Genomic DNA, 19,291 nt, shown 5'->3' with positions numbered 1-19,291 from the left:
GAGCCGCGCTCCTCGGCACGATCCTACGTTTGCCCCCCTGGGGTGCATCAAGGGTCTCACGACGGCATGGCGGAAGCCGTACGGTCCGAGCCGTCCGGCCGGCGGTCCCAGTCGTCCGGGAGTTCGGGCACCGGCCACGCCGGATCGGGCCGCCAGTCCTCCCAGCCGTCCTGGAACGGCGACCCCCAGGAGCGGATCAGCGCGACCGCCGCGCGCCCCGCCTCACGCACCCGGCGCGCCGTGTCCGGTGTGATCAGGCCCACCCGCTGGGCCTGCTCGAACTCGTCCTCGTCGCGCCAGAGCCAGCTGCGGTCCGGGTAGACGGAGATGTCCAGGAAGTGGTCCTCGGAGTCGACGCCCCCGGCCCACCTGCTGCGCGGCTCCTCCAGGTTCACGTACCAGCTGCGGAACTGCCAGCCGCGCTCCCAGAACAGCCAGACGGACCAGGGGTCGCCGGGCCGGGCCAGCTTCAGCACGCCGTTGCCCAGCCAGAGCGAACGGGCCGTCGTGCGCGGGGCGGTGTACCGGGTGGCGAGCGGTTCGGCGTGCACGTCGGTGCCGTCCGCCAGGACCGGTTTGACGCACTCGGTGCCGGGCGCCACCCACACCGCGAGCAGGTCCTCGGTGTCCTGGACGACCGTGACCGGGCGGCAGATGTGGAACGCGTGAGCGGCGGAATCCGGCCGTCTGGGGCCGTTGCCCCGGTAGCGCCACAGGATCTGGTCACCCGGCGCCCAGCGCTCGGTCTCTCCGGTACCCGTCATGGAGAGATCTTACGGAGCGCGCCGCCCGGGCACGGCGGCGCCCGTCAGGGGCGGGTCATGCGCAGCACGTCCAGGGCCTCGTCGAGCTGCTGTTCGGTCAGGTCTCCGCGCTCCACGTAGCCCGATGCGAGGACGACTTCACGGATCGTCCGGCGTTCCGCGAGCGCCTTCTTGGCGACCTTGGCCGCCTCCTCGTACCCGATGTACTTGTTCAGCGGGGTGACGACGGACGGCGAGGACTCGGCGTACTCCCTGGCCCGCTCGGCGTGCGCGGTGATCCCGTCCACCGTGCGGTCCGCGAGCAGCCGGGAGGCGTTGGCGAGCAGCCGGACGGACTCCAGCAGGTTCTTCGCGATGACCGGGAGCATGACGTTCAGCTCGAAGTTCCCGGCGGCGCCCGCGGCGGCGACCGTGGCGTCGTTCCCGGTCACCTGCGCGGCGACCATCAGGACGGCCTCGGGGATGACCGGGTTGACCTTGCCCGGCATGATCGAGGAGCCGGGCTGGAGGTCGGGCAGGGAGATCTCGGCCAGGCCGGTGCGCGGTCCCGACGCCATCCAGCGCAGGTCGTTGCAGATCTTGGTGAGCGAGACGCCGATGGTGCGCAGCTGGCCCGAGGTCTCCACCAGGCCGTCCCGGGCGCCCTGCGCCTCGAAGTGGTCGCGGGCCTCGGTGAGCGGCAGCCCGGTGACCCGGGCGACCTCCGCGATGACGGCGGCGGAGAAGCCGGGCGGGGTGTTGATGCCGGTGCCCACGGCCGTGCCGCCGAGGGGGAGTTCGGCGAGCCGGGGGAGCGAGGCGCGCAGCCGCTCGACGCCGTGGCGGATCTGGGCGGCGTATCCCCCGAACTCCTGGCCGAGGGTGACGGGCGTGGCGTCCATCAGGTGGGTCCGCCCGGACTTCACCACCGTGGCGAACTCCTCCGCCTTGCGCTCCAGGGCGGCGGCGAGGTGGTCCAGGGCGGGGATCAGGTCGGCGGTGACCGCGGCGGTCGCGGCGATGTGGATCGAGGAGGGGAACACGTCGTTGGACGACTGCGAGGCGTTGACGTGGTCGTTGGGGTGGACCGGGCGGCCCAGGCGCTCGCTGGCGAGGGTGGCCAGGACCTCGTTGGTGTTCATGTTCGACGAGGTGCCCGAGCCGGTCTGGAAGACGTCGACCGGGAACTCCGCGTCCCAGCGCCCCTCGGCGACCTCGCCGGCCGCCTCCTGGACCGCCGCCGCGATCTCCGGGTCCAGGACCCCCAGCTCGGCGTTGACCTTGGCGGCGGCGGCCTTGATCCGGGCCAGGGCCTCGATGTGGGCCCGCTCCAGGCGCTGGCCGGAGACCGGGAAGTTCTCCACGGCCCGCTGCGTCTGGGCCCGCCACTTCGCCTCGGCGGGCACCCTGACCTCGCCCATCGAGTCGTGCTCGACGCGGTAGCCCTCGGCCGTTCCCTGATCCGTCATCGTCCAACCTCCTTGAAGCCGCCCAAAAAGATGAGCACTTGTCTTGTTCCAGCTGTTCCCAAGTCGCCTACCGGCCAGTAAATACCGGGGGTAACCACAACCCGGGGAGGCGCAATGAGGCGCACCAGGCACAGACTCCGCTGTACCGTCGCCGCCGCCGCGGCCATCGCGGCGGCGTTCGGCGGGATGACCGCGGCCGCCGGACCGGCAACCGCCCAGCCCCGTACCACCAGTACCGCATCCACCCCCCTGCCGCCCGAACTGGAGGCCATCCGCGCCGCGGAGGCCACCCGGCTGTACGGCGACCCGGCCGAGCGCCCGTTCGCCGAGCGGAAGACGGGACTCATCTCACTCGGCGACAGCGAGATCTCGGGCGAGGGCATCGGCACGTACGAGGCGGGCACCAACGGCCCCGACAACTGGTGCCACCGCTCACCCGACGCCGCCATCCACCGCACGGGCATCCCGGCCGACGTCACGTACAACGTCTCGTGCTCCGGCGCGTACACCGGAAACATCGTGATCGGCGGCTCCCAGCAGTACGCCGACGAGCTGGTGCAGAGCGACAGCCTGGCCGTCAAGGCGCGCAACACCCGCATCAAGATGATCGTGCTCGTCGCGGGCGCCAACGACGACCTCCAGTTCGGGCCGGTCATGACGGACTGCGTGGAGCGCTGGGTCCTCATCCAGGGTCCGTGCCGGCCGAAGTACGAGGGCGGCTGGCAGGCCCGCGTGGACGGACTGGTCCCCAAGGTCGAGAAGACCGTGCGCGACCTGCGCACCGTGATGACCGGCGCCGGTTACGCGGACAGCGACTACAAGCTCGTCGTCATGGGCTATCCGAGCCCCATCGGCCCGGACTTCTACGACAACCCGAACTTCCCCGGCAAGCTTCCCGGCGGCTGCGCCGGGTACGACTCCGACGCCGCCTGGGGCCGGAACACCGCCGTTCCCGCATTCGAGCGCGGCATGCGCGAGGCGGCGGCCGACACCGGCGCGGTCTACCTCGACAACTCCCGGCTCTTCCACGGCCACGAGGTGTGCAGCGAGTCCACCTGGGCGCGCGGCCTCTACATCGACCTGTCGCACTTCCCGCCGGACTCCAACTCGGTGCGCCAGTCCTTCCACCCGAACGCGGCCGGGCACGGCGCCTTCGCCTCCTGCCTCACCCAGATCTACAACTCCGGCCTGCGCGAGGCGAGCTGCGCCGACCCGGCGAGCACCGGGCGGCCCGTCCTCCAGCCGGTCGCCTGGGACGACGTCTTCGAGCCGCTGCGCGGCGAGGCGACGGCCACCTGCCTGGACGCCCCCGCCTCCGTCACCCGCAACGGCACCGGGGTCACCGGCTGGGAGTGCCACGGCGGGCGCAACCAGGGCTGGTGGTACGACTCCGGCACGCGGACCCTGCGCACCGAACTGAGCCACGACCGCTGCCTGGACGTCCCCGGCGCCGACTACGAGGCCGGTGCCCCGCTCATCCTCTACAACTGCTCCGGCGCCGCCAACCAGCGCTTCGTGCGCCAGTCGGGCACCCTGCGCCCGGCCGCGTCCACGGACCTGTGCGCGACCCTGGCGGGCGCCCACGACCCGCTGAGACTGCAACCCTGCGACGGCACCGCGAAGCAGCGCTTCGCCTGACCCGCCGCGGACCCGGGTACGGGGACGGACCGGCGCAGCCCTTCCCCGTACCCGCCGCCCCTTACCCGGAGGTCACGAACGCCGTCAGGATCGCCGCCAGATGACCCGGGTCCCGCGCCCCGCACAGCTCCCGGGCCGAGTGCATCGAGAGCCCCGGCACCCCCACGTCGACCGTCGGCACACCCAGCCGGGCCGCCGTGAGGGGGCCGATCGACGTGCCGCACGGCATCGCGTTGTTGGAGACGAACGGCTGCCACGGCGCGCCCGCCCGCTCGCAGGCGGAGGCGAACAGGGCGATCCCGGTCGAGTCGGTGGCGTACCGCTGGTTGACGTTGACCTTGACCGTCGGGCCGCCGTTGGGCAGCGGCTGGTGGCCCGGGTCGTGGCGCTCCGCGTAGTTGGGGTGCACCGCGTGCGCCATGTCGGCGGACACGCAGTACGCGCCGGCCAGCGCCCGCGACCAGTCCTCCCCGCTGCCGCCCCGGGCCGACACGGAACGGCTCAGCACCCGCTCCAGCATCGGGCTCTGCGCCCCCGTGTCCGAGCCGCTGCCGACCTCCTCGTGGTCGAAGGCCGCGAGCACCGGGATGTACGCCGGCGGCTCGGCGGCCGTCGCCGCGGCCGTCAGCGCGGTGACCCCGGCGTGCACCGAGACCAGGTTGTCCAGCCGCGAGGACACCAGGAACTCCTGCTCCGCGCCCAGATAGCCGGGCGGCTGCACGTCGTGCAGCATCAGGTCCCAGCCCAGCACGTCGCCCGGATCGGCCTCGGCCGCCGCCGCGACCCGGCGCAGCAGCGCGCCCTCGTCGGCCGCGCCGAGCGACCAGACGGGCGCGATGTGGCGCTGCCGGTCCAGGGCGAGCCCGTCGTTGACGGTGCGGTCCAGGTGGATCGCCAGCTGCGGGACCCGCAGCAGCGGCTCGTCGATCTGCACCAGCCGGGTCTCGGTCCCGCCGCCCGGTGCGCGCAGCGCCAGCCGGCCCGAGATGCCCAGGTCGCGGTCGAGCCAGGTGTTGAGCGGCACCCCGCCGTAGATCTCCACCGCGACCTGCCGCCAGCCCGCCGAACTCGTGTCGGGCGTCGGCTTGATCCGCAGGTTCGGCGAGTCGGTGTGCGTGCCGACGATCCGGAACGGGGTGTGGGCGGGCAGCGACTCGGGCACGTACCAGGCGATCAGCGCGCCCCCGTTGACGACGAAGGCGCCGCCCGTGGTGCCCGTCCAGTCGTCGGTTCCGCGCAGTTCACGGAAGCCCGCCTTCTCCAGCCGCTGGGCCGCGCTCGCCACGGCGTGGTACGGGGAGGGGCTGGCGGCGATGAAGGTGAGCAGGTCGTCGGCATGGCTGCGGTGGAGGCCCGGCGTCATGCGGTGTCCGCCTTTCCGGAGTGGGACGGTGAGGGTGGCGCGGCGGCCCGGGGTCCGGGCGGCCGTGCGGCGAGGGGCGGCAGGGGTCGGCAGAGGCGAGGACGGCGGCGGGCCCATGGGGGCGGGCCCGCGACCGGCGGTGGCACCGGGCCGGCCGCCCGGCGGTGCGGAGTTCTCCGGCAACGCCGGACAACCCACCGCATGCGCGTGGTGCCCCGCAAGCCCGGCGGACGGCCCGGTGCGCGAAAGCGGCGGTGCGCTGCGGGGCGTCGCGGAGGCCGGACGGGCGCCCGGGGCCCGGCCCCGGTCCCTGCCGGGTCCTCGCGGGTCCGGCCGGCGCCGTCGCGCGGGCCTCGTGGCGGTGGCGCGAGATTGGCTGATTACCGATGTAGGTGTAGGGCCCCCGGACCTTGCACCGGGCGCCGCAGTGGCCCCGGACCTTGCGCCGGGCGCCGCAGGGCCCCCGGACCTCGCGCCGCCGCCGTACCGGTCGGGCGCCGGGCCCGGATCTCCCGGCCGCGCGCCCGGCGCCCCGTCACGGGGCCGGCGCCGCCGCCCGCGCCCGCCGCCGTCCCGTCGTGCGCACCAGGAACACCACCGCGACGGTGAGGGCCGCGCCGTGCGACCAGCCGACGACCGCGAACGGGCTGACGTGCTCCAGGGCCGCCGCCACGGCGATCATCCCGGCCCCGAAGCCCAGGTTCTCCACCGTCGCGGACAGCCCGAAGGCGTGTGCCCGCGGCCCGGCCGGGAGGGTCTGGAGGTGCGAGGTGTACGAGACCTCGGTCAGGCCGTCCGCCGCGCCCGCCACCAGCGCGATCACGACCGTGGCCGCCGCCGGGAACCCGGCGAACGCCAGGATGAACGCCGCCGACATCACGCAGGTGCCGTAGCCGAAGCCGGCCGCGCCCACGGACCGGCCGGTGCGGCGCCCGTACCGCTGGATCACCTGCTGCGCCACGATGTTGCCGACCGCCCACAGGCACCAGAACGCGCTGACGAACAGGGCGGGGTGCGCGTCGTCCAGTGCGGCGGAGTGCACGGGCAGCGCCGCGTTGTGCGACGAGGAGCCGAGCGCGTCCACCCCGCGCAGCCCCACCATCAGCCCGAGGCCGGGCACCGCGGCCAGCGCGGCGAAGGCCACGGGGCTCCGCCGCCGGGGCCCGTCCTCCTCCTTCGCGGGCGCCGCATCGGACCGCCCCTTTCCGCCGCCCGCGACCGGCAGCAGCGCCACCGTCAGCGCGCAGACGGCGAACGTGGCCAGGTCCACGACGAACGCGGCGGTGTACCCCACCAGCGACACGACCACACCCGCCGAGGCGAAGCCCGCCACCATCGCCAGCGAACGCCCGGTGACCGACAACGAGTTCGCCCAGGACCGCCGCTCCTCGCCCACCATCTCCGGCACGGAGCTGCGCAGGGACACCATGAACAGCGTTCCGCACGCCCCGACGACCACGGACACCGCGAACAGCGACGCCGTGCGCCAGCCGTCCGGCGCGAGGATCAGCGGCACCATCACGGCTCCCTGCGCGACATTCGTCCAGAGCATCACGCTCTTCGCCGTGAACCGCGCGAGCAGGCCGCCGGCGACCAGCCCGGCGAGGAATCCGGCACCGAGCCGCAGGGCCATGAACAGCCCCATGGCGAGCGCCCGCCCCGTCGTCTCGTAGACGAAGAGGTTGAGCGCCACCATGTTCAGGAAGGTGCCGTACGAGGAGACCGCGTATCCGGCCACCAGGAAACGGAAGGAGCGCTCACCGCGCGGCGGACCGGCCGCTCGCGCCCCTCCCCGCCACCGCGCACGGCGCACCGCGCTCAGCCCAGGCCCGGACCCCGCACCGGGATGCTGGTGAACGTGGGCGCCGGGGCGGGCTCGGTGAAGAAGTCGTTGCCCTTGTCGTCCACGACGACGAACGCGGGGAAGTCCTCCACCTCGATCCGCCAGACCGCCTCCATGCCCAGCTCCTCGTACTCGACGACCTCGACCTTCTTGATGCAGTCCTGCGCGAGCCGGGCCGCCGGGCCGCCGATCGAGCCGAGGTAGAAGCCGCCGTGCTCGCCGCACGCGTCGGTGACCTGCCGGGAGCGGTTGCCCTTCGCCAGCATCACCTTGGAGCCGCCCGCCGCCTGGAACTGCGCCACGTAGCTGTCCATGCGGCCGGCCGTCGTCGGGCCGAAGGAACCGGAGGCGTACCCCTCGGGGGTCTTCGCCGGACCCGCGTAGTACACCGGGTGGTCCTTCAGGTACTGCGGCATCTCCTCGCCGGCGTCCAGGCGTTCCTTGATCTTGGCGTGCGCGATGTCGCGCGCCACCACCAGCGGACCGGTCAGCGAGAGCCGGGTCTTGACCGGGTACTTGGTCAGCTCCGCGAGGATCTCGTCCATCGGCCGGTTCAGGTCGATCCGGACGGCGTCGCCCTCGGTGTCGAGGTGCTCGTCGGTGGTGTCCGGCAGGAAGCGGGCCGGGTCCTTCTCCAGCTGCTCCAGGAAGACGCCCTCGGCGGTGATCTTCGCGGTGGCCTGGCGGTCCGCCGAGCAGGACACGGCGATGGCGACGGGCAGCGAGGCGCCGTGCCGGGGGAGGCGCACCACGCGGACGTCGTGGCAGAAGTACTTGCCGCCGAACTGCGCCCCGATGCCGATCTTCTGCGTCAGCTCGAAGACCTTCTCCTCCAGCTCCTTGTCGCGGAAGCCGTGCCCGGTGGGGGAGCCCTCGGCGGGCAGCTCGTCCAGGTAGTGCGCGGAGGCGTACTTCGCGGTCTTCAGCGCGAACTCGGCGGACGTACCGCCGACGACGATCGCCAGGTGGTACGGCGGGCAGGCCGCGGTGCCCAGCGAACGGATCTTCTCCTCCAGGAACTTCATCATGGACGCCTCGTTGAGGACGGCCTTGGTCTCCTGGAAGAGGAACGACTTGTTGGCCGAGCCGCCGCCCTTGGCCATGAAGAGGAACTTGTACGCGCCGCCGTCGGTGGCGTACAGCTCGATCTGCGCGGGAAGGTTGGAGCCGGTGTTCTTCTCCTCCCACATGTTCAGCGGGGCCATCTGCGAGTAGCGCAGGTTGAGCTTGGTGTACGCGTCGAAGATGCCGCGCGACAGCGCTTCCTCGTCACCGCCCTCGGTCAGCACGTTCTGCCCGCGCTTGCCCATGACGATCGCGGTGCCGGTGTCCTGGCACATCGGCAGGACGCCCGCGGCGGCGATGTTCGCGTTCTTCAGCAGGTCGAGCGCGACGAACTTGTCGTTGGACGAGGCTTCCGGGTCGTCCACGATCCGCCGCAGCTGTGCCAGGTGCGCGGGGCGCAGGTAGTGCGAGATGTCGTGCATGGCCTCGGCGGCCAGGGTGCGCAGCGCCTCCGGCTCGACCTTGAGGAACGTACGCCCGTCGGCCTCGAAGGTGGACACACCCTCGGCGGTGACCAGACGGTAGGGCGTGGTGTCCTCTCCCAGAGGGAGCAGATCGGAGTACGCAAACTCTGGCATTACGGCCATTCCTCACTCGGCAGACAGTGGCTGGCCACCCTTGGACAGCGCACCCACCAGGGTAGGACGCGCCGGGAGCGGCGGGCTTGTGAGGTAGGGCTCACCGCCCCTGTCGCGATCTATCGCGTTTCGGTACGCTGGGGCGGTGGACCTCGACAAGCAGCCCCAGCAGCCCACCGCACCGGCGGACACCGACGCCATCCGTGCCTCCGACGCGGACCGCGACCGGATCGCGGACATCCTGCGGGAGGCGCTGGCGGAGGGCCGGCTGACCGCCGACGAGCACGCGGAGCGGGTCGACTCCGTCTACCGCGCCAAGACCGTCGGCGAGCTCGAACCGCTCGTACGGGACCTGCCCGCGCCGGCCGGAACGCCCAGGTCCGCCGCCGGCGCGCCCTACGCGTACGGCCCCGAGCCGACGGCGGGCCCCGCCGACAACCTGGTGGCGATCTTCAGCAGCTCGGCCCGCAGGGGGCGCTGGCGGGTGGGTGCCCGCACGAATGCCTTCTCGCTGTTCGGGAGTGTGGAAATCGATCTGACCGAGGCGCTTTTCGGACAGCGTCTCACCGTCATCAACGCGACATCCGTCTTCGGCAGCGTCGAGATCAGGGTTCCCGAGAACATCTCGCTGCGCGGCAGCGGGTCGGGCATTTTCGGCAGTTTCGAAGTCCGCACGCTGGAATCCGCCGACCCCGAGGCGCCGGTGGTCGTCGTCAACGGATATTCGGTGTTCGGCAGCGTCGAGGCGAAGCCGAAGCGCGGCAAGTTCATCGCGGATCTCCAGGACCGGCTGCGCAAGCATCTCGGCCATTGACGCTCTTCCGGCCGGGCGCGCGAAGGCGTTTTCATCCGGCCGAAAAGGGACTCGACCGCAATTGCGTGGAACGGAACTGAGTGCCACTCAGTGCTTAGGCGCACGCACAGCGGGTAGGGACTGCTGCATCGTCTCTCGCTCGCGAAGCCGTCGTCAGGAGTGGACCGTGCCGCATCAGCCCCTGCAGGTCGCCGCCGTCCCCCCGCAGCGTGTCCCAGCTCGGGAGGACCAGGCCGGACCCTGGCATTCGGAGGCGGTGTGCCGCCGGGACGAGGCCGGGCTGTTCTTCGCTCCGTCGAAGGAGCCGACCGCCGCCCGCCTCTCGCGCGAGGAGTCCGCGAAGCAGGTCTGCGCGCGCTGTCCCGTGATGGTGGAGTGCCGCGAGCACGCCCTGATGCAGCCCGAGCCCTACGGGGTGTGGGGCGGTCTCACGGCCGCCGAGCGCCGCGTGGCGCTGGCCCGGCGCCGGCGGCGGGACGCGGAGCTGAAAGCCGCCGGCGCGTCCGGCCGGGTCGCCGCGGCGGGCTGACCGGACGGCCGGTCCCGTATCCGTACGTGCGAAGAGGCGCCCCCACCGCACATGGGGGGCGCCTCTTCCGTCGGGTGCGCGGTGCTACTTCGCGCGGTCGAAGTCGATGGCGCTGTACGCCCGCAGCTTCGACAGCCGGTGGGTGGAGTTGATCGTCCGGATGGTGCCGGACTTGGACCGCATGACGATGGACTCCGTGGTCGCCGTCTCCGAGCGGTAGCGCACCCCGCGCATCAGCTCGCCGTCGGTGATCCCGGTCGCCACGAAGAACACGTTGTCCCCGCTGACCAGGTCGTCCGTGGACAGCACGCGGTCCAGGTCGTGGCCGGCGTCCAGGGCGCGCCGCCGCTCGGCCTCGTCCTTCGGCCAGAGCTTGCCCTGGATGACACCGCCGAGGCACTTTATGGCGCAGGCCGAGATGATGCCCTCGGGCGTGCCGCCGATGCCCATGAGCAGGTCCACGCCGGTGCCCTCGCGGGCGGCCATGATCGAACCGGCCACGTCGCCGTCGGAGATGAACTTGATGCGGGCGCCGGTCTCCCGGATCTCCTTGACGATGCCGTCGTGGCGCGGGCGGTCCAGGACGACGACGGTGACGTCCTCGGGCGTGGAGTTCTTCGCCCGGGCCACGCGGCGGATGTTCGCCGAGACGGGGGCGTTGATGTCCACGAAGTCGGCCGCCTCCGGGCCGGTGACCAGCTTGTCCATGTAGAAGACGGCGGACGGGTCGAACATCGCGCCCCGGTCCGCGGCGGCCAGGACGGCGATGGCGTTCGGCATGCCCTTGGCGTTGAGGGTCGTGCCGTCGATCGGGTCGACGGCGATGTCCACCTCGGGCCCGGTGCCGTCCCCGACGTGCTCGCCGTTGAACAGCATGGGCGCCTCGTCCTTCTCGCCCTCACCGATGACGACGACGCCGTTCATGGACACGGTGGAGACCAGGGTCCGCATGGCGTTCACGGCGGCGCCGTCGGCCCCGATCTTGTCCCCGCGGCCGACCCAGCGCCCGGCGGCCATGGCGGCGGCCTCGGTGACCCGGACCAGCTCGAGGGCGAGGTTGCGGTCGGGGGCCTCCGGGGAGACCTCCAGCTGGGACGGCAGATGATGCTCGGACATCGGAGCGCACCTTTCTGTACGGCGACGACCGGATGAGGGTGATCTGACTCTATCGGCAGACCGATAAAATGAGCAGACCGGGTCACGTTTGAGCGGGGCGGCCCCCGGTTCGGGCGCACGGGGGCTGATGCGACGATGGGGGCGTGGCAAGCAAGCAAGGCAAGCAGACCGTCCGGGACATGATCCTGTCGTTGTTGGCGATCGCCGCCGTGGCGGGTGTCGTCTACATCTTCATCCCGCACGACGACAAGGCCGATCCGATCAAGGCGGTCGACTACCGCGTCGAGCTCCTGACCGCGCGGCGCGCCGCCCCGTACCCGGTGGCGGCCCCCAGCGGCCTGCCCGCGGGCTGGAAGCCCACCTCGGTCACGTACGACCGGGACAAGGGCAACAGCTGGCACCTGGGCTTCCTCGACCCCGACGGCAAGTACGTCGCGGTGGAGCAGTCCACGGCCCCGGCGAAGTCCTACATCACCCAGGTGAGCCAGGAGGCCGAGGACACCGGGCGCACCCAGGAGGTCGCCGGGCAGACCTGGCAGCGCTGGGAGGGGCCGAAGTACGACGCGCTGGTGCGCCAGGAGAAGGGCGCCACGACCGTGGTGACCGGCTCGGCCCCGGCGGAGCGGCTGGCGGAGATGGCGGCGGCGCTGAAGACGTCCTGACCGCCCGGGCGTACGGATACGGGGAAGGCCCCGGAGCGAGTGCTCCGGGGCCTTCCCCGTGTTCGACCGTTCGGGAACGGCCGTGGCTCAGACGGTCTTGACGACCTCGTCGAACGCCAGGCGCGGCAGGCGCGGGAACCAGGCGTCCTCGCCCGGCTTGCCGATGTTGACGACCATCAGGACGTTGTGGTCGCCGTCCAGGAACTCCTTCTCGATGCCCGCGGCGTCGTAGCCGGTCATCGGGCCGGCGGCCAGGCCGGCGGCGCGGACGCCGATGATGAAGTACGCGGCCTGCAGGGCGGCGTTCAGCGAGGCGGCGGACTCGCGGACCGGGCGCTCCGAGAAGAACATGTCCTTGGCCTGCGGGAAGTGCGGCAGCAGGGCCGGCAGCTCCTCGTGGAACTCGTTGTCCGCGGCCAGGATCGCGACCAGCGGCGCGGTCGAGGTCTTGGGCTGGTTGCCCTCGGCCATGTGCTGGACGAGACGCGCGCGGGCCTCGTCGGAGCGCACGAGCACGACGCGCAGCGGCGACTGGTTGAAGGCGGTCGGGCCGTACTTGACCAGGTCGTAGATGGCCTGGACCTGCTCGTCCGTCACCGGCTCGTCGGTGAACGTGTTGGCGGTGCGGGCCTCGCGGAAGAGGAGGTCCTGGGCGGCGGGGTCAAGAACGAGGGACATCGTGCGTATTACCTTCCGGACGTACACGGGGGGATCGGGTCACGGACACGGAGGTTCATCCGGCCACGACGATCACCGTACGGCGAAAGTGCATTAACTTTCAACTAAACCGGAAGTGGGGAGACTCACCCCGGAGAGGCGGAATAAGCCCGCTACCCCTCGTCCTCCGCCGGTCCCGCGAGCGCGGCGTCGAGCCGGGCGCGGGCACCCTCCAGCCAGTGCCGGCACACCTTCGCCAGCTCCTCGCCGCGCTCCCAGAGCGCGAGGGAGTCCTCCAGCGAGGTCCCGCCCGCCTCCAGCCGGCGCACCACCTCGATCAGCTCGTCGCGCGCCTGCTCATAGCCCAGCGGGCTCGTCGCGGCAGGGGCCGCCGTTCCGTCGTCCGTCATGTCTTCCACCCTAGATATCGGTATGTGCCGGCCCGCACACCGCTGTGCGCGGGCCCGTTCGACCGCCCCGGTCCGGGGCCGCCCCTACTCCGCGACCCGCACCGCGAACTCGCCCCCCGACACGCGGGCCCGCAGCGGCTCCCCGGCCGCGCCCGCGTCCGCGGGCTCCCGGACCACGTGCCCGTCGGCGCGCTGGAGCACCGCGTAACCACGCTCCAGGGTCGCGGCGGGCGAGAGGGCGAGCACCCGGGCCCTGGTGTGCGCCAGCTCCGAATCGGCCCGGTCCAGCAGATGGCCCAGCACCCGGCGGGCCCGGCCGGCCAGCGCCTCGACGTCCGCCTCGCGCTCGTCCACCATCCGCTGCGGGTGCTCCATGCAGGGCCGCCCCAGCGCATGGGCCAGGCCCCGCTCCTCCCGGTCGAGCAGCCCCCGTACCGTCCGCAGCGACCGGTCCCGCAGCTGCCGCACCCGGTCCAGCTCCTCGCCCACGTCCGGCACGACCTTCTTCGCCGCGTCGGTGGGCGTCGACGCCCGTACGTCCGCGACGAGGTCGAGCAGCGGGGAGTCCGGCTCGTGCCCGATCGCCGAGACCACCGGCGTACGGCAGGCCGCGACCGTACGGATCAGCTCCTCGTCCGAGAACGGCAGCAGGTCCTCGACGCTGCCGCCGCCGCGCGCCACGACGATCACGTCCACGTCCGGGATGCCGTCCAGCTCCTTGACCGCCCGCACGACCTGGTTCACCGCGTGCACCCCCTGCACGGCGGTGTTGCGGACCTCGAAGCGGACGGCCGGCCACCGGCGGCGGGCGTTCTCCAGGACATCGCGCTCGGCCGCCGAGGCCCGGCCGCAGACCAGGCCGATCAGCTGCGGCAGGAAAGGCAGCGGCTTCTTGCGGTCCAGGGCGAACAGCCCCTCGGCGGCCAGCGACTTCTTCAGCTGCTCAAGGCGCACCAGCAGCTCGCCGATGCCGACCGGCCGTATCTCCGTCGCCCGCAGCGACAACTGCCCCCGGGGCGCGTACCACTCCGGCTTGGCGAGGACGACGACCCGCGCGCCCTCCGAGACGACGTCCGCGATCCGGTCGAAGACCTGCCGGAAGCACGTCACACTCACCGAGATGTCGTGCGACGGGTCGCGCAGCGTCAGGAACACCACCCCGGCACCGGGCCGCCGGGACAGCTGCGTGATCTGGCCCTCGACCCAGACCGCACCTAGCCGGTCGATCCAGCCGCCGATCAGCCGCGACACGTCGCCGACGGGCAGCGGGGCTTCCGGGGAAGTGTTCAGAGCCATGCGAGCGAGCGTAACGGCCGGGACCGACAACGGGACCCGGCACGGCTACCGGGCCACGCCCCGCCGCCCCCGCTGCACCAGCACCACCGCGAGACCCACGGCCAGCCAGCAGGCGCCCACCACCTGCGCGCTCCCCGTCGCCTCCACGATCACCGCGACCAGCACCCCCGCACCGACCACCGGCACCACCAGATGGCGCCACCAGCTCGGTGCGCCCGCCATCCGCCGCACCACGAACCAGCCGACCACCGACGCGTGCAGCAGCACGAACGCCGTCAGCGCGCCGATGTCCACGACCGAGACCAGATGGTCGAGCCCGTCGTCGCGCCGCGCCGCCCACACCGCCGCCACCAGCGTCACCACGGCCGCGAGCAGGATCGCCACCCGGGGCACCCCGGAGCGCGGATCGACCCGTGCCAGCAGCCCCGGCAGCCGCCGCTCACGGGCCATCGCGAACAGCAGCCGCCCCGCCGCCGCCTGCCCCGCCAGCGCCGCGAACGCCGCCCCGATCGCCTTGCTCACCGCCACCAGATCGTGCAGCCAGGTCCCCACCGCGGCGTCCACCGTGTCGTAGAACGCCGATCCCTGCGCCCCCGGGTCGGCGGTCAGCTCCGCCGAGGTCATCGGCTCCAGCAGGGCCGCCAGATACGCCTGCGCCACGAACAGCGTCCCCGCGAGTACCAGGCAGAACAGCACCGCCCGCGCCACCTGCGCCGAGCCGCCCGTCACCTCCTCGGCGAACGAGGCGATGGCGTCGAACCCGAGATACGAGAGCACCGCCACGGACACCGCGCCCAGCACCGCCGTCGTCGAGAACCCCGAGTCCCCGGTGAGCGGCGTCAGCCAGCCGCGCTGCGCCCCGTCCCGTGCGAGCACCACCACGGCGGACACCACGAACACCAGCAGCACCACGATCTCCATCGCCAGCACCGCGAACCCCACCCGGGCGGCGGCCCGCACCCCCCACAGGTTGAGCAGCGTCGTCACGGCCACCGCGAGCGCCGTCCACACCCACCGCGAGACGCCGGGGACCAGCGAATTCATGGCGATCCCCGAGAAGAGGTACGCCACGGCCGGGATCAGCAGGTAGTCCAGCATCGCCATCCACCCGGCGATGAACCCCGGCCCCTCGCCGAGCCCCTTGCGGGCGTACGCGAACACCGACCCGGCCATCGGGGCGACCCGCACCATCTGGGCGTAACTGAACGCGGTGAAGGCCATCACGACGGTCGCGGCGACGTACACCAGCGCGACCGCCCCGTCCGACTTCGCGTCCAGCGTCCCGAACACCCCGACGGGGGCCATCGGGGCGATGAACAGCAGCCCGTAGACCACCAGGTCGCGGAACCCGAGGGTCCGCCGCAGCCGGGCCCTCTCCGTGGAGCCGGATTCCGTACCGCTGTCGGCCATGAGCCCTCCGTTGGTCGCGTCGAGATCAGTCTCCCGACCCGCCGCACACCGCGCCCGTCCAGTACGGCCTTACGATGGGACGCATGACTGCTACGACCCCCCGACGCGTCCTCCTCGCCGCTCCCCGTGGCTACTGCGCGGGCGTGGACCGTGCCGTGATCGCCGTGGAGAAGGCCCTGGAGCAGTACGGCTCCCCGGTCTACGTGCGCCACGAGATCGTCCACAACAAGTACGTCGTGCAGACCCTGGAGAAGAAGGGCGCGATCTTCGTCGAGGAGACGGCGGAGGTCCCCGAGGGCTCGATCGTGATGTTCTCCGCGCACGGCGTCGCCCCGACCGTGCACCAGGAGGCGGCCGAGCGGAAGCTCGCCACGATCGACGCGACCTGCCCGCTGGTCACCAAGGTCCACAAGGAGGCCGTGCGCTTCGCGCAGGAGGACTTCGACATCCTCCTGATCGGCCACGAGGGCCACGAGGAGGTCATCGGCACCTCCGGCGAGGCCCCCGAGCACATCACCCTGGTCGACGGCCCCGAGGACGTCGGAAACGTCGAGGTGCGCGACCCGTCGAAGGTCGTCTGGCTCTCCCAGACCACCCTCTCCGTGGACGAGACCATGGAGACGGTCGGCGCGCTCAAGGAGAAGTTCCCGCTGCTGATCTCGCCGCCGAGCGACGACATCTGCTACGCCACGCAGAACCGCCAGACCGCGGTGAAGCAGATGGGCGCCGACGCGGACCTGGTGATCGTCGTCGGCTCGAAGAACTCCTCCAACTCGGTCCGCCTGGTCGAGGTCGCCCTCGGCGCGGGCGCGGGCGCCTCCCACCTGGTCGACGGCGCGGACGAGATCGACGAGGCGTGGCTGGACGGCGTCGCCACGGTCGGCGTCACCTCCGGTGCCTCCGTGCCCGAGGTGCTGGTGGACGGTGTGCTGGCGTGGCTGGCCGAGCGGGGTTTCGAGGACGTCGAGATCGTGAAGGCCGCCGAGGAGTCGATCGTCTTCTCGCTGCCGAAGGAGCTGCGCCGCGACCTGCGCGCGGAGGCGGCGGCCCTGCGGGGCGAGTAGCCGGCGCCTTCGGGCACCGTTCCGGGAGTGAGCGCGCGCCGGTGCCCGTACCGTGGATCACATGGAGATCTTCGGCGTGGACATCGGCGGATCCGGGATCAAGGGCGCTCCCGTGGACCTGGACCGCGGAGACCTGGCGCGGGCGCGCCACAAAGTACTGACACCGCACCCGGCGACGCCCGAGGACGTCGCCGGGTGCGTGGCCGAGGTCGTCGGCCACTTCGACTGGAAGGGCCCGGTCGGGATCACCTTCCCGGGCGTCGTCACGGGCGGCGTCACCCGCACCGCGGCCAACGTCGACAAGGGCTGGATCGACCAGGACGCCCGCACGCTGCTCGGCGACAGGCTGGGCCTCCCGGTCACCGTGCTCAACGACGCGGACGCGGCGGGCGTCGCCGAGATGACGTTCGGCGCGGGCCGGGGCCGCAAGGGCACGGTGATCATGCTGACCTTCGGTACGGGGATCGGCAGCGCGCTCTTCATCGACGGCGGGCTCGTCCCCAACACCGAGCTGGGCCACCTGGAGCTCAACGGCCACGACGCGGAGAAGCACGCGTCCACCAGGGCCAAGGAGGACGAGGACCTGGGCTGGCACCACTGGGCCCGCCGGGTCCAGAAGTACCTGGCCCACGTGGAGATGCTGTTCTCGCCCGAACTGTTCATCATCGGCGGCGGAATCAGCCGCAAAGCCGACAAGTTCCTGCCGCTGATCGAACACGTGCGGGCGGAAATGGTCCCGGCGGAGCTCCAGAACAACGCGGGGATCGTGGGGGCGGCGATGGCCGCCAAGGCCGCGGCCCGGGACTGACCGCTCAGCGCTGCGACGGCCTGCGCGGGGCGCGGGCCGCCGCGGCGCGCGGAGCCGGTGACGGCCCGGCGGCCGGGCGCGCGGTCCGCGCGGCCAGCATCATCCGCCGCTGCCGGGCCCGCATCAGCCGCACCTTGCGCACGGAGGCGATGACGCCCGCGACGAGGGTGCCGCCGTACAGCCAGCCCGCGTGCACGGCGAGGGCGGTGACGACGGCCATCGTCTGCCCGCCGAGTCCGCCGGTGCCGCCGGAGATGGGGACGATGCCGAGCGCGAAGGCGATCGGCACGCTGATCGGCGCGGTCACCAGGTCGGCCGGCCGCACCCAGAGCGCGGTCAGTGCGCTGACCGGCAGGAACAGCAGGCCGAATACGACGGGGGACTCGTCGAACAGCAGCAGGTCCAGGCACCCGGTCAGAAACATCGCGGCGGCGGCGAAGAGCCCGGCGCCGATCCCGGTGAGCCGGGGATTGGGCAGTCGGCGCAGGGCGCCCACGGCGGGGGAGACGGGCCGCCCGGCGGGCGCGCTCATCACCCGGTGACCGAGGGTCCCCGTGCCACCGGCCTTCCCGGCTTCCTCGGCCGCCCCCAGCGGGGACAACGGGGTCTGCCGGGTCTGCCTGCGCTGCGGGGGACGTGTCCTGTGCTGCTCCACCGGGACAACGTAGGTCGCCGGGAGGCCGGAAGCAGGTGCGGGACACGCGCTTTGGCCGACCTTGGCGATGAGTTCGATGCCACACGGCGCAACGGGAACCGGTTCGGGGCGGCCGCTTAGACTCGCTCGTATGGTCCGGCCGTCGTCCCCCGAGGTGAGCCCGGGGCTGTGGCGGCGCGAGGCGGGCACGGTCGTGCGCCGGGCCGGGGCGCTCCCGGAGCGGGCGCCGACCGGTGGCGCCGTCGTCGCGGAGTTCCGGATCGTCCCCGCCCCCACGGAGTGGACCCGGCACGCGCACCGGCTCCACGAGCTCGTCTGGGTGCGCGGCGGGACGCTGACGTCCCGGGTGGGCGACCGGGTGTTCACCGTCTTCGAGGGCCACGGGCTCTGGATGCCCGCCGGGGTGGTGCACGCGGGCCGGGCGACGGAGGGAGCCCGCTTCCACAGCGCCTTCTTCGCCCCCGACCGCACGCCGATCGCCTTCGGGGAGCCGAAGGCGATCGCGATGACCCCGCTGCTCGTGTCGCTGCTGACCCACCTGTCGCGCACGGACCTCGCCGAGGCGGCCCGGCTGCGGGCGGAGGCCGTCGTGTTCGACGTCATCGAGCCCTCGGAGCACCAGCTGGCGCTGCGGCTGCCCGGTGACCCGCGGATCGACGCGATCGCCGAAGCCCTGCTGGACGATCCCGCCGACGGCCGCTCACTGGAGGAGTGGGCGCGGTGGCTGGGGACCAGCGAGCGCACGGTCACCCGTGCGTTCCGCCGGACGACCGGGCTCTCCTTCGCGCAGTGGCGGCAGATGCTGCGGGTGCACCGGGCGCTGACGCTCCTGTCCGACGGCTTCGACGTGATGTCCGTCTCCGAGCGGCTCGGCTACGCGCAGCCCAGCTCCTTCATCGCCGCCTTCCGGCGCGTCATGGGCACCACGCCCGGCGCATTCTCCGGGGCGTTCTCCGGGACGGCGGACGCGGTCTCCGGCGATGTCCGGAATTCCGTATCGGGTGGCGAGAACACCGGATTGTCTGCATGACAAGCGGAATATAGTCTTCTTCGAGTTAGGTAACCCTTAGTTGTCGCTCGGCGTGCTCGGTGCTGCCCGCGTACGCCCGTACGCGGTGCTGCCCGCGTACGGGAGAGCGTGCGGCCCGGCCCGTGAAGGCCGGGCGGGGGG

Annotated in this window: 18 protein-coding genes; 7 read left to right on the top strand and 11 right to left on the bottom strand. The window is 72.5% G+C overall.

What is annotated here, in order from left to right:
- Positions 1 to 56 precede the first annotated feature (56 nt).
- A complete protein-coding gene (locus ACFUJY_RS08045; protein ID WP_383296137.1) occupies positions 57 to 764 on the bottom strand; it encodes a DUF402 domain-containing protein in 708 nt (235 codons plus the stop codon).
- Positions 765 to 808: 44 nt separating this feature from the next.
- Complete coding sequence (locus tag ACFUJY_RS08040; protein ID WP_383296134.1) at positions 809 to 2,212, bottom strand: class II fumarate hydratase; 1,404 nt, start codon at positions 2,210 to 2,212, stop codon at positions 809 to 811.
- 114 nt (positions 2,213 to 2,326) lie between these two features.
- Here ACFUJY_RS08040 and ACFUJY_RS08035 point away from each other — a divergent pair, with 114 nt between their 5' ends.
- On the top strand, positions 2,327 to 3,850 hold the full coding sequence (locus ACFUJY_RS08035) for a ricin-type beta-trefoil lectin domain protein (RefSeq protein ID WP_383296131.1): 1,524 nt from the start codon (positions 2,327 to 2,329) through the stop codon (positions 3,848 to 3,850).
- 61 nt (positions 3,851 to 3,911) lie between these two features.
- On the opposite strand, the gene ACFUJY_RS08030 is transcribed toward ACFUJY_RS08035, so the two are convergent.
- The 3 genes from ACFUJY_RS08030 to ACFUJY_RS08020 form a co-directional block, all read right to left on the bottom strand.
- Positions 3,912 to 5,213: a M18 family aminopeptidase gene (locus ACFUJY_RS08030; protein WP_383296128.1), complete on the bottom strand. Its 1,302-nt coding sequence runs from the start codon at positions 5,211 to 5,213 to the stop codon at positions 3,912 to 3,914.
- 535 nt (positions 5,214 to 5,748) lie between these two features.
- Positions 5,749 to 6,951: an MFS transporter gene (locus ACFUJY_RS08025; RefSeq protein WP_383296125.1), complete on the bottom strand. Its 1,203-nt coding sequence runs from the start codon at positions 6,949 to 6,951 to the stop codon at positions 5,749 to 5,751.
- Positions 6,952 to 7,031: 80 nt separating this feature from the next.
- Complete coding sequence (locus ACFUJY_RS08020; protein WP_383296122.1) at positions 7,032 to 8,708, bottom strand: fumarate hydratase; 1,677 nt, start codon at positions 8,706 to 8,708, stop codon at positions 7,032 to 7,034.
- A 136-nt stretch (positions 8,709 to 8,844) separates the two neighbouring features.
- Between ACFUJY_RS08020 and ACFUJY_RS08015 the strand changes: the two genes are divergently transcribed.
- Both ACFUJY_RS08015 and ACFUJY_RS08010 read left to right on the top strand, forming a co-directional pair.
- Positions 8,845 to 9,513 (top strand): DUF1707 domain-containing protein, encoded by a 669-nt coding sequence (locus ACFUJY_RS08015; protein WP_383296119.1) that lies wholly within the window; start codon positions 8,845 to 8,847, stop codon positions 9,511 to 9,513.
- Between the two features lie 166 nt (positions 9,514 to 9,679).
- Positions 9,680 to 10,042 (top strand): WhiB family transcriptional regulator, encoded by a 363-nt coding sequence (locus tag ACFUJY_RS08010; protein ID WP_383296116.1) that lies wholly within the window; start codon positions 9,680 to 9,682, stop codon positions 10,040 to 10,042.
- A gap of 84 nt (positions 10,043 to 10,126) precedes the next feature.
- Here the strand turns inward: ACFUJY_RS08010 and glpX are convergent, their stop codons facing one another.
- Positions 10,127 to 11,158, bottom strand: a complete 1,032-nt coding sequence (glpX, locus tag ACFUJY_RS08005) for a class II fructose-bisphosphatase (RefSeq protein WP_073862819.1) — start codon at positions 11,156 to 11,158, stop codon at positions 10,127 to 10,129.
- A 143-nt stretch (positions 11,159 to 11,301) separates the two neighbouring features.
- Here glpX and ACFUJY_RS08000 point away from each other — a divergent pair, with 143 nt between their 5' ends.
- A complete protein-coding gene (locus ACFUJY_RS08000; protein WP_383296112.1) occupies positions 11,302 to 11,820 on the top strand; it encodes a DUF4245 domain-containing protein in 519 nt (172 codons plus the stop codon).
- Positions 11,821 to 11,907: 87 nt separating this feature from the next.
- Here the strand turns inward: ACFUJY_RS08000 and ACFUJY_RS07995 are convergent, their stop codons facing one another.
- From ACFUJY_RS07995 to ACFUJY_RS07980, 4 genes are all read right to left on the bottom strand, one after another.
- Entirely contained in the window at positions 11,908 to 12,498 is a 591-nt protein-coding gene (locus ACFUJY_RS07995; protein WP_365678058.1) for a malonic semialdehyde reductase, read from the bottom strand.
- A gap of 152 nt (positions 12,499 to 12,650) precedes the next feature.
- Positions 12,651 to 12,887 (bottom strand): exodeoxyribonuclease VII small subunit, encoded by a 237-nt coding sequence (locus ACFUJY_RS07990; protein WP_383296109.1) that lies wholly within the window; start codon positions 12,885 to 12,887, stop codon positions 12,651 to 12,653.
- An 84-nt stretch (positions 12,888 to 12,971) separates the two neighbouring features.
- Positions 12,972 to 14,183, bottom strand: coding sequence for an exodeoxyribonuclease VII large subunit (xseA, locus tag ACFUJY_RS07985; RefSeq protein ID WP_383296107.1), 1,212 nt, complete (start codon positions 14,181 to 14,183; stop codon positions 12,972 to 12,974).
- A gap of 45 nt (positions 14,184 to 14,228) precedes the next feature.
- Positions 14,229 to 15,593 carry an APC family permease gene (locus tag ACFUJY_RS07980; protein ID WP_383296104.1) on the bottom strand — a complete coding sequence of 455 codons (1,365 nt, stop codon included), beginning with the start codon at positions 15,591 to 15,593 and terminating at the stop codon, positions 14,229 to 14,231.
- A gap of 74 nt (positions 15,594 to 15,667) precedes the next feature.
- Between ACFUJY_RS07980 and ACFUJY_RS07975 the strand changes: the two genes are divergently transcribed.
- The gene (locus tag ACFUJY_RS07975) at positions 15,668 to 16,657 is read left to right on the top strand and encodes a 4-hydroxy-3-methylbut-2-enyl diphosphate reductase (RefSeq protein WP_383296101.1); all 990 of its coding nucleotides are present in this window, start codon (positions 15,668 to 15,670) and stop codon (positions 16,655 to 16,657) included.
- 61 nt (positions 16,658 to 16,718) lie between these two features.
- Entirely contained in the window at positions 16,719 to 17,465 is a 747-nt protein-coding gene (gene ppgK, locus ACFUJY_RS07970) for a polyphosphate--glucose phosphotransferase (RefSeq protein ID WP_383296098.1), read from the top strand.
- Between the two features lie 4 nt (positions 17,466 to 17,469).
- Here ppgK and ACFUJY_RS07965 read toward each other — a convergent pair whose 3' ends face one another.
- Positions 17,470 to 17,997, bottom strand: a complete 528-nt coding sequence (locus tag ACFUJY_RS07965) for a DUF6542 domain-containing protein (RefSeq protein ID WP_383296498.1) — start codon at positions 17,995 to 17,997, stop codon at positions 17,470 to 17,472.
- Positions 17,998 to 18,250: 253 nt separating this feature from the next.
- Here ACFUJY_RS07965 and ACFUJY_RS07960 point away from each other — a divergent pair, with 253 nt between their 5' ends.
- Positions 18,251 to 19,150, top strand: coding sequence for a helix-turn-helix domain-containing protein (locus ACFUJY_RS07960; protein ID WP_383296095.1), 900 nt, complete (start codon positions 18,251 to 18,253; stop codon positions 19,148 to 19,150).
- The last annotated feature ends 141 nt before the right edge of the window (positions 19,151 to 19,291 follow it).

Source organism: Streptomyces sp. NPDC057249 (assembly GCF_042669245.1).
Lineage (GTDB): Bacteria > Actinomycetota > Actinomycetes > Streptomycetales > Streptomycetaceae > Streptomyces.
This window is presented reverse-complemented; position numbering and strand designations above follow the sequence as displayed.

Coding starts and splice junctions, on each gene's coding strand:
- xseA (WP_383296107.1), bottom strand. CDS start 14,183: ATGGCTCTGAACACTTCCCCGGAAGCCCCGCTGCCCGTCGGCGACGTG.
- ACFUJY_RS07990 (WP_383296109.1), bottom strand. CDS start 12,887: ATGACGGACGACGGAACGGCGGCCCCTGCCGCGACGAGCCCGCTGGGC.
- ACFUJY_RS08040 (WP_383296134.1), bottom strand. CDS start 2,212: ATGACGGATCAGGGAACGGCCGAGGGCTACCGCGTCGAGCACGACTCG.
- ACFUJY_RS07965 (WP_383296498.1), bottom strand. CDS start 17,997: ATGAGCGCGCCCGCCGGGCGGCCCGTCTCCCCCGCCGTGGGCGCCCTG.
- ACFUJY_RS08030 (WP_383296128.1), bottom strand. CDS start 5,213: ATGACGCCGGGCCTCCACCGCAGCCATGCCGACGACCTGCTCACCTTC.
- ACFUJY_RS08020 (WP_383296122.1), bottom strand. CDS start 8,708: ATGGCCGTAATGCCAGAGTTTGCGTACTCCGATCTGCTCCCTCTGGGA.
- ACFUJY_RS07995 (WP_365678058.1), bottom strand. CDS start 12,498: ATGTCCCTCGTTCTTGACCCCGCCGCCCAGGACCTCCTCTTCCGCGAG.
- ACFUJY_RS07960 (WP_383296095.1), top strand. CDS start 18,251: ATGGTCCGGCCGTCGTCCCCCGAGGTGAGCCCGGGGCTGTGGCGGCGC.
- ACFUJY_RS07980 (WP_383296104.1), bottom strand. CDS start 15,593: ATGGCCGACAGCGGTACGGAATCCGGCTCCACGGAGAGGGCCCGGCTG.
- ACFUJY_RS08045 (WP_383296137.1), bottom strand. CDS start 764: ATGACGGGTACCGGAGAGACCGAGCGCTGGGCGCCGGGTGACCAGATC.
- ppgK (WP_383296098.1), top strand. CDS start 16,719: ATGGAGATCTTCGGCGTGGACATCGGCGGATCCGGGATCAAGGGCGCT.
- glpX (WP_073862819.1), bottom strand. CDS start 11,158: ATGTCCGAGCATCATCTGCCGTCCCAGCTGGAGGTCTCCCCGGAGGCC.
- ACFUJY_RS08035 (WP_383296131.1), top strand. CDS start 2,327: ATGAGGCGCACCAGGCACAGACTCCGCTGTACCGTCGCCGCCGCCGCG.
- ACFUJY_RS07975 (WP_383296101.1), top strand. CDS start 15,668: ATGGGACGCATGACTGCTACGACCCCCCGACGCGTCCTCCTCGCCGCT.